Annotated in this window: 18 protein-coding genes; 5 read left to right on the plus strand and 13 right to left on the minus strand. The window is 71.9% G+C overall.

The window, feature by feature from the left end:
* Positions 1-245: 245 nt before the first annotated feature.
* Genes BLW57_RS12650 through ureA form a run of 5 tightly spaced genes read right to left on the minus strand, consistent with a single transcriptional unit; the run spans position 246 to position 5,763 of the window.
* Positions 246-1,556, minus strand: coding sequence for an MFS transporter (locus BLW57_RS12650; RefSeq protein WP_093474441.1), 1,311 nt, complete (start codon positions 1,554-1,556; stop codon positions 246-248).
* Between the two features lie 38 nt (positions 1,557-1,594).
* The gene (locus BLW57_RS12655) at positions 1,595-2,233 is read right to left on the minus strand and encodes a TetR/AcrR family transcriptional regulator (protein ID WP_093474443.1); all 639 of its coding nucleotides are present in this window, start codon (positions 2,231-2,233) and stop codon (positions 1,595-1,597) included.
* Between the two features lie 16 nt (positions 2,234-2,249).
* Positions 2,250-3,290, minus strand: coding sequence for an agmatine deiminase family protein (locus tag BLW57_RS12660; protein WP_093474444.1), 1,041 nt, complete (start codon positions 3,288-3,290; stop codon positions 2,250-2,252).
* Positions 3,291-3,316: 26 nt separating this feature from the next.
* Complete coding sequence (locus tag BLW57_RS12665; protein WP_093474446.1) at positions 3,317-5,041, minus strand: urease subunit alpha; 1,725 nt, start codon at positions 5,039-5,041, stop codon at positions 3,317-3,319.
* Positions 5,038-5,763, minus strand: coding sequence for an urease subunit gamma (ureA, locus tag BLW57_RS12670; RefSeq protein ID WP_093474447.1), 726 nt, complete (start codon positions 5,761-5,763; stop codon positions 5,038-5,040). The genes BLW57_RS12665 and ureA overlap by 4 nt, the downstream gene beginning before the upstream one ends.
* 166 nt (positions 5,764-5,929) lie before the next feature.
* On the opposite strand from ureA, the gene BLW57_RS12675 reads away from it, so the two are divergent.
* Positions 5,930-7,363: a cytosine permease gene (locus tag BLW57_RS12675; RefSeq protein ID WP_093474449.1), complete on the plus strand. Its 1,434-nt coding sequence runs from the start codon at positions 5,930-5,932 to the stop codon at positions 7,361-7,363.
* A 33-nt stretch (positions 7,364-7,396) separates the two neighbouring features.
* Here BLW57_RS12675 and BLW57_RS12680 read toward each other — a convergent pair whose 3' ends face one another.
* Positions 7,397-8,485 carry a branched-chain amino acid aminotransferase gene (locus BLW57_RS12680; protein ID WP_093474450.1) on the minus strand — a complete coding sequence of 363 codons (1,089 nt, stop codon included), beginning with the start codon at positions 8,483-8,485 and terminating at the stop codon, positions 7,397-7,399.
* Positions 8,486-8,727: 242 nt separating this feature from the next.
* Positions 8,728-9,771 carry a 3-isopropylmalate dehydrogenase gene (locus BLW57_RS12685; protein WP_093474452.1) on the minus strand — a complete coding sequence of 348 codons (1,044 nt, stop codon included), beginning with the start codon at positions 9,769-9,771 and terminating at the stop codon, positions 8,728-8,730.
* 141 nt (positions 9,772-9,912) lie between these two features.
* Between BLW57_RS12685 and BLW57_RS12690 the strand changes: the two genes are divergently transcribed.
* Positions 9,913-11,466 (plus strand): purple acid phosphatase family protein, encoded by a 1,554-nt coding sequence (locus tag BLW57_RS12690; protein WP_093474453.1) that lies wholly within the window; start codon positions 9,913-9,915, stop codon positions 11,464-11,466.
* A gap of 88 nt (positions 11,467-11,554) precedes the next feature.
* Here the strand turns inward: BLW57_RS12690 and BLW57_RS42280 are convergent, their stop codons facing one another.
* Both BLW57_RS42280 and BLW57_RS12700 read right to left on the minus strand, forming a co-directional pair.
* On the minus strand, positions 11,555-11,686 hold the full coding sequence (locus tag BLW57_RS42280) for a hypothetical protein (protein ID WP_093474455.1): 132 nt from the start codon (positions 11,684-11,686) through the stop codon (positions 11,555-11,557).
* Positions 11,687-11,983: 297 nt separating this feature from the next.
* Positions 11,984-12,523, minus strand: a complete 540-nt coding sequence (locus BLW57_RS12700) for a GNAT family N-acetyltransferase (protein WP_093474456.1) — start codon at positions 12,521-12,523, stop codon at positions 11,984-11,986.
* Positions 12,524-12,594: 71 nt separating this feature from the next.
* Here BLW57_RS12700 and BLW57_RS12705 point away from each other — a divergent pair, with 71 nt between their 5' ends.
* Positions 12,595-13,464 carry an alpha/beta fold hydrolase gene (locus BLW57_RS12705; protein WP_093474458.1) on the plus strand — a complete coding sequence of 290 codons (870 nt, stop codon included), beginning with the start codon at positions 12,595-12,597 and terminating at the stop codon, positions 13,462-13,464.
* 86 nt (positions 13,465-13,550) lie between these two features.
* On the opposite strand, the gene pruA is transcribed toward BLW57_RS12705, so the two are convergent.
* Both pruA and BLW57_RS12715 read right to left on the minus strand, forming a co-directional pair.
* Positions 13,551-15,182: an L-glutamate gamma-semialdehyde dehydrogenase gene (gene pruA, locus BLW57_RS12710; RefSeq protein ID WP_093474459.1), complete on the minus strand. Its 1,632-nt coding sequence runs from the start codon at positions 15,180-15,182 to the stop codon at positions 13,551-13,553.
* Positions 15,183-15,221: 39 nt separating this feature from the next.
* Positions 15,222-16,148: a proline dehydrogenase family protein gene (locus tag BLW57_RS12715; protein WP_093474461.1), complete on the minus strand. Its 927-nt coding sequence runs from the start codon at positions 16,146-16,148 to the stop codon at positions 15,222-15,224.
* A 164-nt stretch (positions 16,149-16,312) separates the two neighbouring features.
* Between BLW57_RS12715 and BLW57_RS12720 the strand changes: the two genes are divergently transcribed.
* The gene (locus BLW57_RS12720; protein WP_306822949.1) at positions 16,313-17,584 is read left to right on the plus strand and encodes a PucR family transcriptional regulator; all 1,272 of its coding nucleotides are present in this window, start codon (positions 16,313-16,315) and stop codon (positions 17,582-17,584) included.
* Positions 17,585-17,642: 58 nt separating this feature from the next.
* On the opposite strand, the gene BLW57_RS12725 is transcribed toward BLW57_RS12720, so the two are convergent.
* Positions 17,643-18,221 carry a TetR/AcrR family transcriptional regulator gene (locus BLW57_RS12725; RefSeq protein ID WP_073889818.1) on the minus strand — a complete coding sequence of 193 codons (579 nt, stop codon included), beginning with the start codon at positions 18,219-18,221 and terminating at the stop codon, positions 17,643-17,645.
* Between the two features lie 97 nt (positions 18,222-18,318).
* Here BLW57_RS12725 and BLW57_RS12730 point away from each other — a divergent pair, with 97 nt between their 5' ends.
* On the plus strand, positions 18,319-19,851 hold the full coding sequence (locus BLW57_RS12730; RefSeq protein ID WP_093474464.1) for an MFS transporter: 1,533 nt from the start codon (positions 18,319-18,321) through the stop codon (positions 19,849-19,851).
* A gap of 111 nt (positions 19,852-19,962) precedes the next feature.
* Here the strand turns inward: BLW57_RS12730 and serA are convergent, their stop codons facing one another.
* Complete coding sequence (gene serA / locus BLW57_RS12735; RefSeq protein ID WP_093474465.1) at positions 19,963-21,552, minus strand: phosphoglycerate dehydrogenase; 1,590 nt, start codon at positions 21,550-21,552, stop codon at positions 19,963-19,965.
* Positions 21,553-21,706 lie beyond the last annotated feature (154 nt).

The raw sequence follows: 21,706 nt of genomic DNA on the forward strand, positions 1-21,706 counted from the left end.
ATGACCGGCTCCACCGTCCCCGCAATACTCCCTCGCGCTCCGCTCCCGGCCGTGGGTGGGCCGGAAAACGAAAAAACCCCTCGCGGGTGCGAGAGGTCTGCGCGCGGGTCGAGAACGACGGTGGCCACCCGCACCTGGTCGTACGAGGTGGTCACTGCGGACCGGCGCGCCTGCTGCCAATAATCATGGCGAACGAGAGCACGGGGGAAGTCTGGCACAGCACCGCCCCCGGCTCACCGGTCGTCTCAGGATGCGGGCGTCAAACTGGACTCCCCCGACCCCTCGGCGGCCCGCACCCTGGCCAGATCCAGATCCTTGGTCTCCCGCATGGTGACGTACACCACGAGGGATACGGCGGCACAGCCCGCCACGTACCAGGAGAAGCCGGACTCGATGCCGGCGTTCTTGAACCACAGGGCGACGTATTCCGCCGTGCCGCCGAACAGGGCGTTGGCCACGGCGTACGGCAGGGCCACGCCCAGCGCGCGGACGCCGGTCGGGAACAGTTCGGCCTTCACGCAGGCGTTGATCGAGGTGTAGCCGGTGACCACGGTCAGCGCGAGCAGGGCGAGGCCGAGGGCGGGCCAGTAGCCGTCCGCGTGCCGGAGCAGCGTCATGATCGGGACCGTGAGGACGGTGGAGCCGACGGCGAAGGTGATCAGCAGCGGACGCCGGCCGACGCGGTCGGAGAGGCGCCCGGCGAGCGGCTGGAGACACGCGAAGACGATCAGCGCGGTGAAGGAGACGAGGGTCGCGGTCTCCTTGGACAGGCCCGCCGAGTTGGACAGGTACTTCGTCAGGTAGGTGGTGTACGTGTAGTAGGCCACCGTGCCGCCCATGGTGAGGGCGACGACCAGCAGCGCCTCCCGCTTGTGCCGCCACAGGGCGCGCAGGGTGCCGCGCTCTGCGGTGCGCGAGGTGTCCTCCGCGTAGACCTCGGTCTCCAGCATGCTGCGGCGCAGGTAGAAGACGACGGCCGCGCCCGCCGCGCCGACCACGAAGGGGATGCGCCAGCCGTAGCTGTGCAGGGCGGCGTCGGACAGGGTGCGCTGCAGGACGATCTGGAGTCCGAGGCCGGCGATCTGGCCGGCGGTCATGGACACGTACTGGAAGCTGGAGGCGAAACCGCGGCTGCCGGGGTCGGACGCCTCCGTCAGATAGGTGGCGCTGGCCGCGTACTCGCCGCCGACCGACAGGCCCTGCAGCAGGCGGGCGACGAGCAGCACGAGCGCGCCGCCGTAGCCGGCGGCCGTGTAGGTCGGCGCGACCGCGATCAGGACCGCCGACGCCGACATGAGGCTGACGGTGAGGGTCAGTGCCGCCTTGCGGCCTCTGCGGTCGGCGACCCGGCCCAGCAGCCAGCCGCCGACGGGGCGCATGAAGAAGCCGACGGCGAAGATGCCGGCGGTGTTCATCAGCTGGGCCGTCGGGTTGCCGCTCGGGAAGAACGCGCCCGCGAAGTAGGTGGCGAAGCTGGCGTACACGAACCAGTCGAACCACTCGACCATGTTGCCCGCCGAGCCGACCCAGATGCGCTTCCAGTGTTGTCGTCCCATGCGCCGTTACCTGCCCGGCGGCGGAGCGAAGGATTCCTCTACCGCGGCAGGGGGTCCCGGCCGCGCGCCTCGGGATCCGCCAGGAGCGCGTCGGCGATGAACTCCCGCACGTGCGCCAGCACTTGCGCCCGGTCGGTGCCGCGCAGCCCGATGGCGACGTGGATGGAGAACCCGTCGAGCAGCGCGCGCAGCCGCGCCGCGAAGCGGTCCGCGTCCACCGGCCGGAACTCCCCGCGCGAGATGCCTTCGGCGAGCAGTGCCACCAGGTCGCGGTGCCAGGCGCCCTCGATGGCCGCCTGCCGGACGCGGGCCTCGTCGTCGGCGTTCTGCGACCGGTTCCAGACCTCCAGCCAGAGCGTCCAGTGCGGGTCGCGGTGGCCGTCGGGCACGTACAGGTCGACGTAGGCGGCCAGCCGCTCGCGGGCGGTTCCGCCGCCGGTGAGCAGCCGGCCCCGCTCCGCGCCGAGGCGGCCCTCGCTCCACTCCAGGGCCTGCAGCAGCAGTTCGTCCTTGGAGCGGAAGTAGTAGAGCAGATGGCCGCTGCTCATCCCGACCTCGCGGCCGAGCCCCGCCATGGTCAGCTTCTCCAGACCGCGCTCGGCGATCATGTCCATGGCCGCGGCGAGGACGGTCTCGCGGGGGGGCGCGTTCCTCCGCGCCCGGGGCTCACCGGCCATCCCGACTCCTACCCGCTCATGCCTTCGGCTGCTGCTGGGTGATGCAGTGGATGCCGCCCCCACCCGCGAAGATCGTACGTGCATCCACCAGGGTCACCGTCCGCTCCGGGAAGAGCCTGCGGAAGATGCCCGCCGCGATCTCGTCGCGGGGGTCGTCGAAGCCGCACAGCACGACGCCGCCGTTGCAGAGGTAGTGGTTGATGTAGGAGTAGTCGGCCCAGTGGCCGTCGGCCTCCAGCACGGTCGGGGCGGGCACCTCGACGACCTCCAGGGGCCGGCCGCGCGCGTCGGTCGCCGACCGGAGGATGCCGATGACCTCCTTGCTGACCTCGTGGTCGGGGTGGGCGGGGTCCGGCTGGTGGTGCGCGACCACGACGCCGGGACGGGCGAAGGCGGCGACGATGTCGACGTGGCCGAGGGTGCCGAAGCCGTAGGGCGGGTAGTCGCCGGTCAGGCCGCGCGGCAGCCAGATCGCCTTGCTGGTGCCGAGGTGGGCGTGGATCTCCGCCTCGACCTCCTCCCGGGACCAGTGCGGGTTGCGCTCGGGGCCGAGCTGCACGGTCTCGGTGAGCAGGACCGTGCCCTCGCCGTCGACGTGGATCGCGCCGCCCTCGTTGACCAGCTTCGAGGCGTACGTCTTCGCGCCCGCGAGGTCGGAGACGTGCGCGGCGACCTTGGAATCGTGCTCCCAGCGGGCCCAGTCCTGGGCGCCCCAGCCGTTGAACGTCCAGTCCACGGCGGCGAGGGAGCCCTTGCCGTCGGTGAGGAAGGTGGGGCCTATGTCGCGCATCCAGGCGTCGTCGAGGTCCCGCTCGACGGTGTCGATGCCCGGGCCGAGCAGCGTCCGGGCGTGCGCCGACTGGCCGGGTCCGCACACGACCGTCACCGGCTCGAAGCGCAGGACGGCACGGGCCACCGACGCCCAGGCCGTACGGGAGAGGCGCAGGTCGTCCGGATCGTCGAAGGTGGGGTTGGGGCCCGGCCACGCCATCCAGGTGCGCTCGTGCGGGGTCCACTCGGCGGGCATGCGGAAGCCGTCGGCGGCGGGAGTGGTCATGTGTCGGGTTCCTTGCGTCCGGTGCATCAGAGGAAGTAGAGGCGGTTGAGGGAGACGGAGTCGGCGGGCGCGGAGCGCAGCGGGTCGCCGTCGAGGCTGACGAGGCCGGTGCGCCGGTCGACGTCGACCGCTCCGATGCGGGCGTTCAGCCGCAGGTCGGCGGGCCCGATGCCACGGGTGCCCCGCACGGCGACCCGGCGGCGCCGGGTCGGCATCGTGTCGTTGCCCTGGTCGACGGCGGCCCGGGCGACGAAGGCGACGGAGATGTCCGCGGCCGTGGCGCCGTAGGAGCCGAACTGCGGCCCGAGCACCAGGGGTTCACAGGTGTCGGTGGCCGCGTTGGGGTCGCCGACCACGCCGTACGCCGGGAAGCCGGCCTTGAGGACGAGCTGCGGTTTGGCGCCGAAGTACTCCGGGCGCCACAGCACGATGTCGGCGAGCTTGCCGGTCTCGATCGAGCCGATCTCGTGGGAGAGGCCGTGCGCGATGGCCGGGTTGATGGTCAGCTTGGCCATGTAGCGCAGGACGCGGGCGTTGTCGTCGCCCTCGCCGTCGCCCTCCATCGGGCCCAGCTCGGCCTTCATCTTGCCGGCCATGGCGAAGGTGCGGCGGACGGTCTCCCCGGCTCGGCCCATGCCCTGGGCGTCGGAGGAGGTGATGCCGATCGCGCCCAGGTCGTGCAGTACGTCCTCGGCGCCCATCGTCCCGGCGCGGATCCGGTCGCGGGCCATGGCGGCGTCGCCGGGCAGGTCGGGCTTGAGGTCGTGGACGGAGACGATCATGCCGTAGTGCTCGGCGACCGCGTCCCGGCCGAAGGGCAGGGTGGGGTTGGTGGAGGAACCGATGACGTTCGGCACGCCGGCCATCTTCAGCACGTTGGGCACGTGCCCGCCGCCGCAGCCCTCGATGTGGAAGGCGTGGATCGTCCGCCCCTCCAGCACCTTCAGGGTGTCCTCCACCGACAGGCACTCGTTCAGCCCGTCGCTGTGCAGGGCGACCTGGACGTCGTGTTCCTCGGCCACTCGCAGTGCCGTGTCCAGCGCACGGGTGTGCGCGCCCATGTCCTCGTGCACCTTGAAGCCGGACGCACCACCCTCGGCCAGCGCCTCGATCAACGGCGCGTCGTGCGAGGACGAGCCCCGGCCCAGAAAGCCGATGTTGACCGGCCAGGCGTCGAACGCGTTGAAGGCGTGCCGCAGCGCCCACGGCGAGTTGACGCCGACGCCCCACACCGGGCCGAACTCCTGCCCGATGATCGTGGTCACGCCGGAGGCGAGGGAGGCCTCCATGATGCGCGGCGACAGCAGGTGGACGTGGGTGTCGACGGCACCGGCGGTGGCGATGAGCCCCTCGCCGGAGACGATCGAGGTGCCCGTGCCGACCACGACGTCGACACCGTCGAGGGTGTCGGGGTTGCCGGCCCGCCCGACGGCGCAGATGCGGCCTTCCCGGATGCCGATGGAGACCTTCCGGATGCCCTGCACCGCGTCGATCACGAGGACGTTGCTGATGACGACGTCGCAGGTGTCGCGGACGGCGGCGGCCTTCAGGTGCAGTCCGTCGCGGGCGGTCTTGCCGAAGCCGGCGAGGAACTCGTCGCCGTACCGCTGGGAGTCGGACTCGACGCGGACGGTGAGTCCCGAGTCGCCGAGGCGGACGCGGTCGCCGGCGCGTGGGCCGTGGGTGGCGGCGTAGGCCCGCGGGTCGACATGGATCGCCCGGCTGACCTCGCGTCCCTTGGAGCGGCTCATCGCGTCTCGCCTCCTTCGCCCGTGGCTTCCGTGCCGTCCGTGGCCTCGGTGATTCCCAGGTATCCGCAGGCGGCAGCCCTGCGGAGGGCCTCCTGCCGCGCTCCGGGCGCGTCCAGCGGCCCGTCGACCAGCCCGGCGAAGCCGATCGCGATCCGCTCTCCGCCGATCGGGACGAGCCCGACCTCCTCGCTCTCCCCCGGGCCGAAGCGGACCGAGGACCCGGCGGGTACGGCGAGCCGCATGCCGTAGGCGGCGGCGCGCTCGAAGTCGAGGCGCGGGTTGGCCTCGAAGAAGTGGAAGTGGGAGGTGACGGAGACCGGCACGGTCGCGGTGTTGGTGACGCCGAGCCGGATCACCGGCTCGGGGTCGGCGTGCTGGGGGCCGGGCAGCAGGGCACCCGGCGCGTCCTCGCCGAGGCCGCCGCCGATGGGGTCCGAGACCACCGCGAGGCGGGAGCCGTCGTCGAAGACGGCCTCGACCATCACCTCGGTGACGACGTCGGCGACACCCGGCAGCACGTCCTCGGGGCCGAGCACGGACCGGGCCGCATCGATCGCCTCCGCGAGCCGCCGGCCGTCCCGGGCCGCCTCGCAGACGGTGTCCGCGATCAGCGCGGTCGCCTCCGGCACGTTCAGCCTCAGGCCGCGTGCGCGGCGGGCCCGGGCCAGCTCGGCGGCTCCGAAGAGCAGCAGCCGGTCACGTTCCGTCGGGGTCAGTCTCACGACGCGGCACCTCCTTGCCTTCCGTAGGTTAGAACATCACTCTAAACACAGAATTCATGAAACAGAAGCATTGACCGGCGACCGCAGTTCACGCCACATTGAACGTCGCTCAAACCACCGCCCAGCGAGCCCGGACCATCAGGCGGCCGTCGAAGGAGATGCAGCCATGCCGATCGAACAGCGCGGAGTCGACACCATCCCGGACGAGGAGCGGACCAGCGGTCCGCGCGACCTCGTCTCGATCCTGCTCGGCTCCAACCTCTGCCTCGGGGTGATCATCTTCGGCTGGCTGCCCCCGTCCTTCGGGCTGGGCTGGTGGGCGTCGGTCGGGGCCATCGTCGCGGGCACGGTGGTCGGCACGCTGTTCACCGCACCGCTGGCGCTCGTCTCGCTGCGCACCGCGACCAACCTCTCCACCTCCTCCGGCGCCCAGTTCGGTGTGCGGGGCCGGCTGGTCGGCTCGGTGGTCGGTCTGCTGCTGGCCCTCGGCTACACCGCCCTGACGGTGTGGATCGGCGGCGACGTGATGCTCGGCGTGCTCGGCCGGCTGTTCGGAGTACCGGCGGACGGGCTGTCCTACGCCCTGGTGTACGCGGTGCTCGCGGGGGCCACCGTCGCGGGTGCCGTCTACGGCTACCGGGTGCTGCTGGCCATGTCCCGGGTGCTGGCCGTCGGCATGACCGCCCTGCTGGTCCTCGGAGTCCTCGCCTACGCCCCGCACTTCACGACGTCGGCGCTGCCGGACGCCGGCGGCTATCTGCTGGGCTCGTTCTGGCCGACCTGGCTCCTGGCCACGGTGGCGGCGGGCCTGTCCGGACCGATCGCCTTCATCACGCTGCTCGGCGACTACACCCGCTACATCTCCCCCGCCCGCCACTCCGGCCGCACGGTGCTGCGCTCCACCTGGCTCGGCCTGATCCTCGGGCTGCTGGTGCCGCAGCTGTTCGGCACCTTCACGGCGTACGCGGCGCACGCGGCCACCGACTACGCGGGCCCGCTGGTCGCCGCCTCCCCCGCCTGGTACCTGGTGCCGCTGCTGCTGTCCGCCTCGGCGGGCTCGGTCGGCAACGCGGGCCTGATGCTGTACTCCATGGGCCTGGACCTGGACGCCATCCTGCCGCGCGCCTCCCGGGCCCGCGCCACCTGCACGGTCGCCGTCGTCGCCACGGCATGCGTCTTCGCCGGCCACTACGCCTGGGACGCGCAGTCGGCGATGACCTCCTTCGTGCTCCTGCTCACCGCCGTCGGCACGCCCTGGGCGGTCATCACCCTCATCGGCTTCGTCCGCTGCCGCGGCGTGTACGACGCCGACGCCCTCCAGGTCTTCAACCGCCGCGCCCGGGGCGGGATCTACTGGTACCGGGCGGGCTGGAACGTCCGGGCCACCGTCTCCTGGGCGGCCGGCGCGCTGGTCGGCCTGCTGGCGGTCTCCCTGCCGTCGTACGAGGGCCCGCTGCTGGCGCTGACCGGCGGGGTGGACTGCAGTTTCCTGCTGTCGGGGGCGGTCGGCGGGCTGGCGTACCTGCTGCTGGGATCCGGCCCGGAGCGGCCGAGGGCCGCCGCGGACGTCGAGGAGTCCGAGGCGGCCCTGAGCCGCTAGGCCCTGGCGCCCACGAGGGGGCGCGGGGAGCGGTCAGCCGATGCGGTGCATCCAGCCGTGCTTGTCCTCCGTCATGCCGCGCTGGACGCCGAGCAGCGCCTCGCGAAGACGGAGGGTGACCGGGCCGGGGTTGCCGTCGCCGTGGGTCCAGGCGTCCGTCCGGGTCTTGACGTGGCCGATCGGGGTGACCACGGCCGCGGTGCCGCAGGCGAAGACCTCGGTGAGGGCGCCGGACGCGGCGTCCGCCCGCCACTGCTCCAGGGTGACGACGCCCTCCTCGGCGGTGTAGCCGAGGTCGCGGGCGACCTGGAGCAGCGAGTCGCGGGTGATGCCCTCCAGGATCGAGCCGGTCAGGGACGGGGTGACGATCCGGTCGCCGTAGACGAAGGCGACGTTCATGCTGCCGCTCTCCTCGACCTTGGTGCGGGTGACCGCGTCGAGGTAGACGACCTGGTCGCAGCCGTTCGCCGCGGCCTCGGCCTGCGGGAGGAGGGAGGCCGCGTAGTTGCCGCCCGTCTTCGCGTCGCCGGTGCCGCCCGGGACCGCGCGGACGTGGTCCTCGGAGACCCAGATGGTGACCGGCTTGACGCCACCGGCGAAGTAGGCGCCGGACGGGGAGGCGATCAGCATGAACAGGTACTCGTTGGCCGGGTGCACGCCGAGCGCGGCCTCGGTGGCGAACATGAACGGACGCAGGTACAGCGACGCCTCGCCGCCGTGCGCCGGGACCCAGTCCGCGTCCTGGCCGAGCAGCGCGTCGAGCGCCGCGATGAACAGCTCCTCGGGCAGCTCCGCCATGGCCATGCGGCGGGCGGAGTTGCGGAAGCGGCGGGCGTTGGCCTCGGGACGGAACAGCGCGATCGAGCCGTCGGGCTGCCGGTACGCCTTCAGCCCCTCGAAGATCTCCTGGCCGTAGTGCAGGACGTGGGTCGAGGGGTCGATCGAGATGGGGCCGTACGGAACGAGCTGGGCGTCGTGCCAGCCGCGGCCCTCGGTCCACTTGATCGTCACCATGTGGTCGGTGAAGTGGCGGCCGAATCCCGGGCTGGCCAGGATCGCCTCGCGCTCCGCGGCGGCCAGGGGGTGGGCGGACGGCTTGAGCTCGATCGTGGGCGTCGTCATGAGTGGTTGTCCTTCACCGGTCGTAGTGACGGGCCGCGCTCACGCCCATACTGCCAGTCGTCAGTGCTAGGACGTCCGAGCTTTCCCTCATACCGCGGCTCCGCGTTCGATTATCGCGCGGGGCACCACGGCCGACGGAGTCGGGGTGAGAGCGGCCCAGGGGTCGATGGTGGCACCCGGCGGGGACACGTGGAAGCCGCCGGGTGTGGTGACCCGGCGGCTTCTGATGGTCGAGCGCCGGGTCAGCCGGCTACTCGGGCGGCGAGCGCGTCACCGATCTGCGCGGTGCTGCGGGCACCGAGCGCGGCACGCTCGGTCAGGTCGGCGGTGACGGCCGCGTCGATGCGGTCCGCCTCGCCGTCGTGACCCAGGTGGCGCAGCAGCAGGGCGACGGACAGGACCGTGGCGGTCGGGTCGGCCTTGCCCTGGCCGGCGATGTCCGGGGCCGAGCCGTGGACCGGCTCGAACATGGAGGGGAACTCACGGCCGGGGTTGATGTTGCCGGAGGCGGCCACGCCGATGCCGCCGGAGACGGCCGCGGCGAGGTCGGTGATGATGTCGCCGAAGAGGTTGTCGGTGACGATCACGTCGAACCGCTCGGGCTGCGTGACCAGGTAGATGGTCGCCGCGTCGACGTGCATGTACTCGGTGGTGACGTCGGGGAACTCCGCGGCCACCTTGTTGAAGACGTTCGTCCACAGGTGACCCGCGAAGGTCAGCACGTTGTTCTTGTGGATCAGCGCGAGCTTCTTGCGCGGGCGGGCCTGGGCGCGGGCGAACGCGTCGCGGACGACACGCTCGACGCCGTACGCCGTGTTGACGGAGACCTCGGTGGCGACCTCGTGCTCGGTGCCGCGGCGGATGGTGCCGCCGTTGCCCGTGTACGGGCCCTCGGTGCCCTCGCGGACCACGACGAAGTCGATCTGCGGCTGGCCGGCGAGCGGGGTGGCGACACCCGGGAGGAGCTTCGACGGACGCAGGTTGACGTGGTGGTCGAAGGCGAAGCGGAGCTTGAGCAGGAAGCCGCGCTCCAGGACGCCGGACGGCACCGACGGGTCGCCGATGGCGCCGAGCAGGATCGCGTCGTGCTGCTTGAGGGCGGCGAGGTCGGCGTCGGTGAGCGTCTCACCGGTGGCGTGGTACCGCTTGGCGCCGAAGTCGTACTCCTTGGTCTCCAGCTTCACATCCTGCGGCAGGACGGCGGAGAGGACCTTCAGACCCTCGGCCACGACCTCCTGGCCGATGCCGTCACCGGGGATCACTGCGAGATTGATGCTGCGAGACATGCGGGCACCCTACTCCTCGTCCCAGGGGATGACACGCCTTGTCCGCCATGCGGACAGGCGCCGTGTCCCGGTGTCGGCCGGTCGACTGCTGTTCACCCCCGCGTGGGACGGGTGTCGCGAGCCGGTGGAAGGTTCACCCGCATGGAGACCCCCGACGTCGGCATCCCGCACCGCCTCGCCGAGCGGATGAGCATGGCCGAGCAGTACGAGTACCTGCGCGCCCGCGTGGTGGGCCGCCGCACGCTGGTGACGGCCGGGGCGGTGGCGGGCGGCCTGCTGACCGGCTGCTCCTCCCCGACCGCCGCCGACGCCAGGCCCGCCGCGGCGACCTCGCGGGCACCCGGCTCGGCGGTCGTGCCGTTCGGCCGTCATCTGGCCTTCGGCGCCGACCCGCGGACGCGGATGCGGATCTCCTGGCAGGTGCCGTCCGCGGTACGGCGGCCGTACGTGCGGGTCGGGCTCCGGCCCGACGACCTGGGCCGGCGGATCGATGCCGAGGTGCGCGCGCTGCACACACCCGGGGTGCCGGGGGTGCGGCTCGCCCTGGAGCAGTACTACGTGCACGCGGCCCTGGACGGACTCACGCCCGGCACGACGTACTACTACGGGGTCGGCCACGACGGCTGGGACCCCGCGGCGCCCGGCCACCGCGCGGCCCTGGCCTCCTTCCGCACGGCGCCCGCGAGCCCGGAGCGGTTCGTGTTCACGGCCTTCGGCGACCAGGGGGTGGGCCGGGCCGCGGACGCCAACGACGACCTGGTGCTGCGCCAGAAGCCCGCGTTCCACCTGCACGCCGGCGACATCTGCTACGCGAACGTCAACGGGAGCGGCCGGCAGCAGGACGGGTACGACCCGGGCTTCTGGGACCTCTTCCTGAAGCAGAACGAGCCCGTCGCCAGATCCGTGCCGTGGATGGTGACGACCGGCAACCACGACATGGAGGCCTGGTACTCGCCCGACGGCTACGGCGGCCAGCTGGCCCGCTTCTCCCTGCCGGACAACGGCTTCGACCCGCACGGCACGCCCGGCGCGTACAGCTTCCGGTACGGGAACGTCGGCTTCGTGGCCCTGGACGCCAACGACGTGTCGTACGAGATCCCCGCCAACCTCGGGCACAGCGGCGGCCGGCAGACGGCCTGGCTGGACCGGACGCTGGGCGGGCTGCGCGCCGCCGACGGCGTCGACTTCGTGGTCGTCTTCTTCCACCACTGCGCCTACTCGACCTCGCAGCACGCCTCCGACGGCGGGGTGCGCGCGCAGTGGCTGCCGCTGTTCGAGAGGCACCGGGTGGACCTCGTGATCAACGGACACAACCACGTGTACGAGCGCACCGACGCGATCAGGGGCGGGAAGGTCGGCCGGACGGTGCCGGCCGGCGGCTCCACCGACCCGGCCCGCGACGGCATCGTGTACGTCACCGCGGGCGGCGGCGGCCGGGACCTGTACGCCTTCCCGTCCGGCGTCGAGGACAGCTACGAGGGGCACGTCACCCGGCACGAGGCGGTCGAGACCTTCCACTGGGCGAAGGGCAGAGGCCGCGCGGCGGAGACGGTGGAGTGGTCGCGGGTCAGGTACACCGGCTTCTCGCTCCTCGCGGTGGAGGCCCGGGCGGGCACCTCGCCGCGGCTCGCCGTGTCGGCGCTGGCGCAGGACGGCCGGCGGATCGACCACTTCGAGGTGCGGCACGGCGGATGAGGGCCGCGCCGCACCTCGAACCGGTGCGGCTCCCGGGATCGGTGCGCCGGCGGGCGCTGCGCGGCAGCGTGGCTCGCGGGCCCGGTGCTCAGTGGCCGGTCTCGCCGCCGTTGTCGCGGCGGTCGAGGGCGCGCTGGAGCGCGGCGGCGGCGTTCTTGCGGTCGGAGTCGCTCGCGTGGGACACGTGGCGGACTCGGCGGCAGACGGTCGTCTCGGCCATGGAAATCGACTCCTTCGGCAAACGTGGAGTACGGCAAGGGGGGTTACGAGACGCCGGAGGGGGCGGGGAGCACCGGCCGCAGGGGTTGCCTGCACGGGGCCACGGCTCACGACCGCCATTCGCTGGATCGAGCGAGACGTTCGGCTCCTTCCAAGCTAAGGGAGCGGGCCGGGTCTGTCTGCACAATTACTCGGACTTCCTACTATCTGAGACGGCGAACTCCCTCACGCCGCTCTGAAGTGCGTGTTCGTGCGTTCGAGGGAGGACCGGCCGGGGGACGGCGGGGTTCGCGGTCGGTCAGGCGACGTCGCCGTCGCGCCAGTCGAGGACCAGTTCGCCGGCAGGGTCGAGGGGCCCGGCGAGCGCGGGCCGCACGTACAGGCCGCCCTCCTCCTCCGGCAGGCGCACGATCCCGTCCGGGGACAGGGCGTGGACGCGGCCGGCCCACGGCTGCCAGCCGCGCGCGGTGTACAGCGGGGCGCCCTCGTCGCTCGCGGACAGCGCGCCGAGGTCGTAGGCCCGGGCGATCACCCGCTCCAGCTCGGCCGTCACCCGCCCGCCGAGCCCGGTCCGCCGCACATCGGCCCGTACGGCGACGGCCTCCACGTACCCGGTGCGCAGCCAGCGCCCCCGGTGCCGCACACGGCGCTGCACGACGGAGCCGTGCGCGGCGAGTCCGCCGCCGTCGTACAGCAGCACGTGCATCCCGCCGAGCCCGTGGTCGAAGTCCTCGTCGGAGAGGTCACCGTCGAACGCCTCGTCCAACAGGGCGCGCACGGCGCGCAGTTCACGGGGCTCCAGGTCGGCGGTGTGCGCGAGACGGAGGTCGGTCGGCATGCGCCCCAGTATGGCACCTAACCCTTAAAACTCTCTTGACTGGTTAGTGGCCGGCGTGCTGGACTGCCTCCATGGCTACGCACCGGATCCACCACCGCACCGTCACCGTCCGCGGCCTCGACGTGTACTACCGCGAGGCCGGACCCGCCGACGCCCCCGTCCTGCTCCTCCTGCACGGCTTCCCGAGCAGCTCCCACATGTTCCGCGACCTGATCCCACTGCTGGCCGACCGGTACCGGGTGATCGCCCCGGACCACATCGGCTTCGGCCGCTCGGCGACGCCGGACCCCGCCGAGTTCCGCTACACCTTCGACGAACTGGCCTGGATCACCGAGGAGTTCACCGACCTGCTGGGGCTGGAGCGCTACGCCCTCTACATCCAGGACTACGGTGCCCCCATCGGCCTGCGGCTCGCCCTCGCCCGCCCCGAGCGGGTCACCGCGATCGTCACGCAGAACGGCAACGCCTACGAGGAGGGGCTCGGCGCCGAGGCCTGGGCGCCGGTGCTGGCGCTGATCGAGAAGCGGACGCCGCAGACCGAGGCGCCGGTGCGGGAGATCTACTCCCCCGACGGCATCAAGTGGCAGTACCTGCACGGGGTCCCGGACCCGACCCTGGTCAGCCCGGACGCCTACGAGCACGACACCGCCCGGATCGCGCGCCCCGGCCAGGCGGAGATCCAGCTCGACCTGATCTCCGACTACGGCTCCAACTTCGCGCTGTACCCGGCCTTCCACGCCTACTTCCGCGAGAGCCGGGTCCCGCTGCTCGCGGTGTGGGGCGCGCACGACGAGATCTTCGTGCCCGAGGGGGCACTCGCCTTCCGCCGGGACCTGCCCGAGGCGGAGATCCATCTCCTGCCGGCCGGCCACTTCGCGCTGGAGACGCACGCGGACCGGATCGCCGGGCTGGTCCGGGACTTTCTCGGCCGGGCCCTTTGACCCGGCGGCGGGACGCCCTGCGGACATGGCAACGGGCCGGGAAGCCTGCTCGTGGCAGGCCTCCCGGCCCGGGTTCGCGGGGCGGGTCAGCCCATGTGCGGGTACCCGTAGTCGGTCGGTGCGACCAGGGTCTCCTTGATGGCGCGGGTCAGGGTCCAGCGCATCAGGTTCTGCGGGGCGCCGGCCTTGTCGTTGGTGCCGGAGGCCCGGCCGCCGCCGAAGGGCTGCTGGCCGACGACGGCACCGGTCGACTTGTCGTTGATGTAGAAGTTGCCCGCGGCGTAGCGGAGCTTCTCCATCGTGTACGCGGCGGCCGCGCGGTCGTTGGAAATGACCGAACCGGTGAGCGCGTAGTCAGAGACCGACTCCATCTGGGTCAGCATCTCGTCGTACTGGTCGTCCTCGTAGACGTACACGGCGAGGAACGGGCCGAAGTACTCGGTGGTGAAGACCTCGTTCTCCGCGTCGGTGCACTCGACGACGGTCGGGCGGACGAAGTAGCCGACCGAGTCGTCGTAGGTGCCGCCGGCCACGATCGTGCAGGTCGGGTCCTGCTTGGCGCGGTCGATCGCGGCCTTGTTCTTGGCGAACGAACGGTCGTCGATCACGGCGCCGAGGAAGTTCGACAGGTCGGTGACGTCACCCATGGTGAGGTAGTCGACCTCGGCCGCGAACTCCTCCTTGAAGCCCGAGTTCCAGATGGAGGCCGGGATGTAGGCGCGGGAGGTGGCCGAGCACTTCTGGCCCTGGTACTCGAAGGCACCGCGGGTCAGGGCGGTCTTCAGCACGGCGCGGTCGGCGCTCGGGTGGGCGACCAGGAAGTCCTTGCCGCCGGTCTCGCCGACCAGACGCGGGTAGGAGCGGTACTTCTCGATGTTGTTGCCGACCGTCTTCCACAGGTACTGGAAGGTCTTGGTCGAGCCGGTGAAGTGGATGCCCGCGAGGTCGCGGTGCTCGAGTGCGACCTTGGAGACGTCGATGCCGTCGCCGGTGACGAGGTTGATGACGCCCTTGGGCAGGCCCGCCTCCTCCAGCAGCTGCATGAGCAGGACGGCCGCGTGGGTCTGCGTCGGGGACGGCTTCCACACCACGACGTTGCCCATGAGCGCCGGGGCGGTGGGCAGGTTGGCCGCGATCGCCGAGAAGTTGAACGGCGTGATCGCGTAGACGAAGCCCTCCAGCGGGCGGTGGTCCATGCGGTTCCACACGCCCGGGGAGTTCGCCGGGGGCTGCTCGGCCAGGATCTGACGGGCGTAGTGGACGTTGAAGCGCCAGAAGTCGACCAGCTCACAGGGGCTGTCGATCTCCGCCTGCTGGGCCGTCTTGGACTGGCCGAGCATGGTGGAGGCGGCGATGGTCTCGCGCCACGGGCCGGACAGCAGCTCGGCGGCGCGCAGGATGATCGCCGCGCGGTCGTCGAAGGACATGGCACGCCAGGCCGGGGCGGCGGCGAGGGCCGCGTCGACGGCGTCCTGCGCGTCCTGCTGGGTGGCGTTGCGCAGGGTGCCGAGGACGGCCTTGTGGTTGTGCGGCTGGACCACCTGGAACGGCTCGCCGCCGCCCATGCGCTTCTCGCCGCCGATGGTCATCGGCAGATCGATCGGGTTCTCGGCCAGCTCCTTGAGCTTGGCCTCCAGGCGGGAGCGCTCGGGCGAACCGGGGGCGTAGCCGTGCACCGGCTCGTTGACGGGGGCGGGGACCTGGGTCACAGCGTCCATGAGATCCTTGACTCCTTGTACGTGAGCGGGTGTTCGGGCTCAGCCCTTGCTGACCATCGACCGGAGGAAGAAGCGCAGGTTCGCCGGCTTCTCCGCGAGACGGCGCATGAAATAGCCGTACCAGTCGGTGCCGTATGCGGTGTAGACGCGCATGCGGTGGCCCTCGGCGGCCAGCCGCAGGTGCTCGTCACTGCGGATGCCGTACAGCATCTGGAACTCGTACTCGTCGAGCTTACGGCCGGCCTGGTGGGCCAGCTCCTGTCCGATGGCGATCAGGCGCGGGTCGTGGGACCCGATCATCGGGTAGCCCTCGCCCTCCATCAGCGTCCTCAGGACGCGCACGTAGGCCTTGTCGATCTCGTGCTTCTGCTGGTAGGCGACCTCGGCGGGCTCCTTGTAGGCGCCCTTCACCAGGCGCACACGGCTGCCGGCCTCCGCCAGGCGGCGGGCGTCGGCCTCGGTGCGGAAGAGGTAGGCCTGGATGACGCAGCCGGTCTGCGGGAACTCCTTCCGCAGCTCCTCGTGGATGGCGAACATCGAGTCCAGGGTGGTGTGGTCCTCGGCGTCGAGCGTGACGGTGGTGCCGATGGCGGCGGCGGCCTCGACGACCGGGCGGACGTTGGCGAGGGCCAGCTCGTGGCCGCCGTCCAGCGCCTGGCCGAACATCGACAGCTTCACGGACATCTCGACCCGCTCGCCCAGGCCCAGCTGCTTGAGGTGGTCGATCAGCGCCAGGTAGGCGTCACGGGCGGCGGCGGCCTGCTCGGGGGTGGTGATGTCCTCGCCGACGACGTCCATCGTCAGCTCGAGGCCCTTGTCCGTCAGCTCCGCGATGATCGGGACGATGTCGTCCACGGTCTCACCCGGGATGAAGCGGTCGACGACCTGCTTGGTGACCGGGGCCGCCGAGATCAGGCGTCGCATCCGGTCGCTGCGCGACGCGGCGAGAATCACGGGACCCAGCACGGGGCACCTCCACAGACAAGCACCGAAACGGCCGCCACCCGACGTTTCGGGTACGGCACGGAGAACCACCGTGAAACCTAGGGATTCCCTCGATCGTCAGCCATCGACAGCTGTCACGCATCCGCGCACGGGATCTCAGACAGATGTATGAAGACGGCCGGGGAATGGGGGAGAATGCCCGGGTGAGCGCCGATTACAAGGGTGACTACCAGGAGCTCGTCGACGAGATCTCGGAGCTGTTGGGCGTGCCGGCGACCCTGGAGAACCGCGACTTCGAGCTGATCGCCTTCGGTGCCTACGACAGCGAGGACGAGCTGGACCCCGCCGCGCTGGACCCGGTGCGCACCCGTTCGATCCTGACCCGGCGCTCGACGGCGACCGTGCGCTCCTGGTTCGAGGGCTTCGGCATCACCCGCGCCACCGGGCCGGTGCGGATCCCGCCCGGCCCGCAGGCCGGGGTGTACCGCGGCCGGATCTGCCTGCCGGTACGCCATCGGGGTGTCGTCCTCGGCTACGTCTGGCTGCTGGAGGCCGATCCGGGGCCGACCGACGCCCAACTGGCCGCGGCCATGCAGGTGGCGGGCCGGATCGGTGCGCTGCTCGCGGACGAGGCGCAGGCCGGGGCCGGGCTGAGTCGGGAGCTGCGGGCAGTGCTCACCGCGGAGCGGGGCTGGCAGCGGGACATGGCGGTGGCCGAACTGCGCACCGCTCTCGGCCCGCGCGCGGACGGCCCGCACACGCTGGTCTGTCTCGCCCCCTGGCCGTCCGCCGACCCGGACGACGCCCCCTCGCCGCGCACCGTCCCGCACGCCTCGGCCCTGTGCACACTGCCGTGGGGAGCGACGGGCCTGAGCCTCGCGGTGCTGGTGCGGCTGCGCTCCCCGGACGTGCCGACCCCCGCGCTGACGGCGGCCGCCCGGCTGCTGAAGGAGGCGGAGGGAGCGGGTGCGGCGAGAGCGTGGGGAACCGGGGCACGTACGGCCGCCGCCGTGGCCGCGCGCTCCGGCGGGCCCGGTGGTGCCGCGGGCTTCGCCGCCGGGGTCGGGGAGCCCCGGACCGGTCTCGCCGAGCTGGGCACGGTCTGGCAGGAGGCGCTGGCCGCCGCCCGCGCCGCGCTGGCCGAGCCGCGGTTCGGGCCGGTCGCGGAGTGGGCGCGCATCGGGCCGTACCGGCTGCTGACCGCGTTGCCCCCCGAGTCCGCGCACGACCCCGTGGTCGGCCCGCTGCTGACCCCCGCCCACCGCGAGCTCGCCCGGACGGCCGAGGTCTTCCTCGACTGCGCGGGCCAGGCCGGCCGCGCGGCCGCCGAACTGGGCATCCACCGGCAGACTCTGTACTACCGCCTCTCCCGGGTGGAGCAGCTGACGGGCCTCGACCTGGACGACGGCGAGGACCGGCTGCTGCTGCACATGGCGCTGAAGCGGGCGCGGCTGTAGCCCGCGGGGCCCGGTCCCGGTTCGGCCCTTTGGCCGCGACCCGCCGGACCCGGCCGGTTCAGCCCTTCGTGGCCGACTCGATGATCAGGCGGAGGCCCTCGGTCAGGGCGTCCCCGTCGGGGGCGGTGCCGGGGTCGAACGTCCACTGGGCGATGAGCCCGGTCATGAGGGTCAGGTAGAACCGGCCGAGCGTGTCCGCGGTCTCGTCGGAGACCTCCTCCTCGGGGACGCCCATCAGCATCGCGACCAGCCCGCGCCCGCCCTCCCGCTGCGCGCGGGACAGGTGCTCGCGCACCTCCGGCAGGTCGATGGTCATGACTTCCATGCTCAGCCGCCACACCGAGCCGGGCTCCCGCATGGTGCCGACGATGTTCGTCCACACCCATCGGAAGCGCTCCAGCGATCCGGGCGCGCCCTCGATCACGGAGGCGTCGTCGCCGTCGAAGGCGCCGGACATGTTCTCCACGAGTGCCACGTACGCCTGCGCGAGCAGCGCGTCCTTGGAGCCGTAGTGGTAGCCGATCGACGCCAGGTTGGTGCCCGACGCCTTCACGATGTCCCGCGCGGTGGTCCGCGCGAACCCCTTCTCCAGCAGGCAGCTCTTGGCGCCCTCGAGCAGATCTTCACGGTGTCCCATGCGTTTCACCCTACCCGCGATCCATACAGACGTCCTAGACGCATGAATTATACAAGCGTTCTAGACAAGCGTTTAAGACGCGCGTACATTCCCTGTCATGACCAACTCGACGAGCACCGACCCGACCGCACCGCCCACCTCCGCCACCCGCGCCGGACGCCGCGAGTGGACCGCCCTCGGCGTGCTGATGCTGCCGCTGCTGCTGGTCTCGATGGACGTCTCCGTGCTCTACTTCGCCACCCCCGCGATCAGCGCGGACCTGCGGCCCAGCGGCACCCAGCAGCTGTGGATCTTCGACATCTACGGCTTCGTGCTGGCCGGCCTGCTGATGACGATGGGCGCCCTCGGCGACCGCATCGGCCGCCGCAAGCTCCTCCTCATGGGCGCCGCGGCCTTCGGCGGGGCCTCGCTCCTCGCGGCCTACGCGAACAGCGCCGAGACCCTGATCGCCGCCCGCGCGATCCTCGGCATCGGCGGGGCCACCCTGATGCCGTCGACCATGGCCCTGGTGCGCACGATGTTCACCGACCCCGGCCAGCGGGCGAAGGCGATCGGTCTGTGGTCCGGCGTGATGACCGGCGGCATCGCCCTGGGCTCGGTGATGAGCGGTGTCCTCGTCGAGCACTTCTGGTGGGGCTCGGTCTTCCTGGTCAACCTGCCCGCGATGGTGCTGCTGCTGGTCCTCGGCCCGGTGCTGCTGCCCGAGTCCCGCAACCCCGAGCCGGGACGGTTCGACTGGGTGAGCGTGCCGCTGTCGATGGCCGCCGTCCTGCCCGTGATCTACGGCCTCAAGGAGATCCCGTCCGAGGGCTGGCACCCGCTGTACGTCGTCTCCATCACCGTCGGCCTGCTCTTCGCCGCCGTGTTCGTCCGCCGCCAGCGCACCGGCGCCTCCCCCCTGGTGCCGCCCGCCCTCTTCCGGGGCCACGGCTTCACCCCGTCGCTGGTGCTGACCCTGGTCTCCGCGTTCGGGATGATGGGCTCGGCCATCTTCACCACGCAGTACCTCCAGTCGGTCCTCGGCAAGAGCCCGCTGGCGGCCGCGCTGTGGAGCCTGCTCCCGTCGGTGTTCATCGGCGTCGCCGCACCGCTCACCACCCAGCTCGTCCAGCGGGGCGTCAACCGCGCCTACGTCGTCGCCGGCGGCTTCGCGGTCACGGCGGCCGGCTACGCGCTGCTCGCCTTCACCGGCACCGACTCCCTGCTGCTGGTGCTGGCCGCGGCCGGCGTCCTGGCCTGCGGAGTGGTCGCGGTGATGTCCCAGCTGACCGACCTGGCCATGAGCAGCGCCCCGGTGGAGCGGGCCGGCACCGCGTCCTCCCTCATGGAGACCGGTACGGAGTTCGGCGGCGCGCTCGGCATGGCCGTCCTCGGCTCCATCGGTACGGCGCTCTACCGCCACGGGATGCCGGCCACGGACCCGGCGGAGGCCCGCGAGACCCTGGGCGGCGCCCTGGCCGACGCGGCCCGGCTGCCCGGCGGGGCCGGCGACTCCCTCCTCGCCACCGCCAAGGAGGCGTTCACCAGCGGGATGCACGGCGTGGCGATCGCCGGCGCGGTGCTGCTGGCCCTCGCCGCGGTCGGCGCCGCGGTGAGCCTGCGGAGGATCGAGGTCCGGGCCGACCACTAGGACGGCACACACGAAACGCCGGACGGGCCGACTCGAAGTCGGCCCGTCCGGCGTTTCGTGACGAACGCGTCCAGCGCCCGGCCCACCCGGACGGGTGGGCCGGTGGAGGACTCAGACCAGGTTCACCGACCGGGCCGACGTGGCGCCGATCTCGGAGGCGACCTCGGCCAGGACCGCGGGGCTGACCGTGTCGTCGACCGTCAGCACGGCCAGCGCCTCGCCGCCGACCGTCGCCCGGGCGACCTGCATGCCGGCGATGTTGATGCCGGCCTCGCCGAGGATGCGGCCGACGGTGCCGACGACACCCGGACGGTCCTCGTAGCGCAGCACGACCATGTGGTCGGCGAGCGCGAGGTCGACGTCGTAGTCGCCGACCGCGACGATCTTCTGTACGTGCTTCGGCCCGGCCAGCGTGCCGGAGACCGACACCTCCTCGCCGTCGCCCAGCGTGCCGCGCACGGTCACCACGTTGCGGTGGTCGGCCGACTCGGAGCTGGTGGTCAGGCGGACCTCCACGCCGCGCTCCTGCGCGAACAGCGGGGCGTTGACGTACGACACCGTCTCGTCGACGACGTCCTCGAAGACACCCTTGAGCGCGGACAGCTCCAGTACCTTCACGTCGTGCTGGGTGATCTCGCCGTAGACCTCGACGTCGAGGCGGACCGCGACCTCACCGGCGAGCGCGGTGAAGATACGGCCGAGACGCTCGGCGAGCGGCAGACCCGGCTTGACGTCCTCGGCGATGACACCGCCCTGGACGTTGACGGCGTCCGGCACCAGCTCACCGGCGAGGGCGAGCCGCACCGACCTGGCGACGGCGATACCGGCCTTCTCCTGGGCCTCGTCCGTCGAGGCGCCCAGGTGCGGCGTGCACACGACCTGGTCCAGCTCGAACAGCGGGGAGTCGGTGCACGGCTCCTTCGCGTACACGTCGAGGCCGGCACCGGCGACCCGGCCCTCCTTCAGCGCCGCGTACAGCGCCGCCTCGTCGACGATGCCGCCGCGGGCCGCGTTGACGATGCGCACGCTCGGCTTCACCTTGCGCAGCGCCTCGTCGCCGATCAGGCCGAGGGTCTCGGGGGTCTTGGGCAGGTGGACGGTGATGAAGTCGGAGACCTCGAGCAGCTCGTCCAGCGACAGCACCTTGACGCCCATCTGCGCGGCCCGTGCGGGCTGCACGTAGGGGTCGTAGGCCACGACCTTCATGCCGAAGGCGGACATGCGCTGCGCGACCAGGGCGCCGATGCGGCCGAGACCGACGACACCGAGGGTCTTCTCGGCGAGTTCCACGCCCGTGTACTTGCTGCGCTTCCACTCGGAGTTCTTCAGCGCGGCGTTGGCCTGCGGGATGTTGCGCGCGGTGGCGAGGAGCAGACCGCAGGCCAGCTCGGCGGCGGTCACGATGTTGGAGGTCGGCGCGTTGACGACCATGACGCCGGCCTTGGTGGAGGCGGAGACGTCGACGTTGTCCAGGCCGACGCCGGCACGCGCGACGACCTTGAGCTTCTTCGCCGCGGCGATGGCCTCGGCGTCCACCTTGGTGGCGGAACGGATCAGGATCGCGTCGACGTCGGCGATGGCGGGGAGCAGCTCGGCTCGGTCCGCTCCGTTGGTGTGCCGGATCTCGAAGTCCGGGCCGAGCGCGTCGACGGTCGCGGGCGACAGCTCTTCAGCGATGAGTACGACGGGTTTCGAGCTCACGTGAGTCCTCACAAGTCCAATGCGGACGGCCGTCCCGACGGCCGCAGGCGGTGGAGGGGGCTAGCCGCGGAAGACGCACGACGCTGTGGGCCTGACGCGTGTTGTGCAGAAGTGTAGTGGCGTGGCGGTGGTCGTTCTGCGCCTCTACGGAAGG

This window comes from Streptomyces sp. 1222.5 (genome assembly GCF_900105245.1).
Taxonomy (GTDB): domain Bacteria; phylum Actinomycetota; class Actinomycetes; order Streptomycetales; family Streptomycetaceae; genus Streptomyces; species Streptomyces albidocamelliae.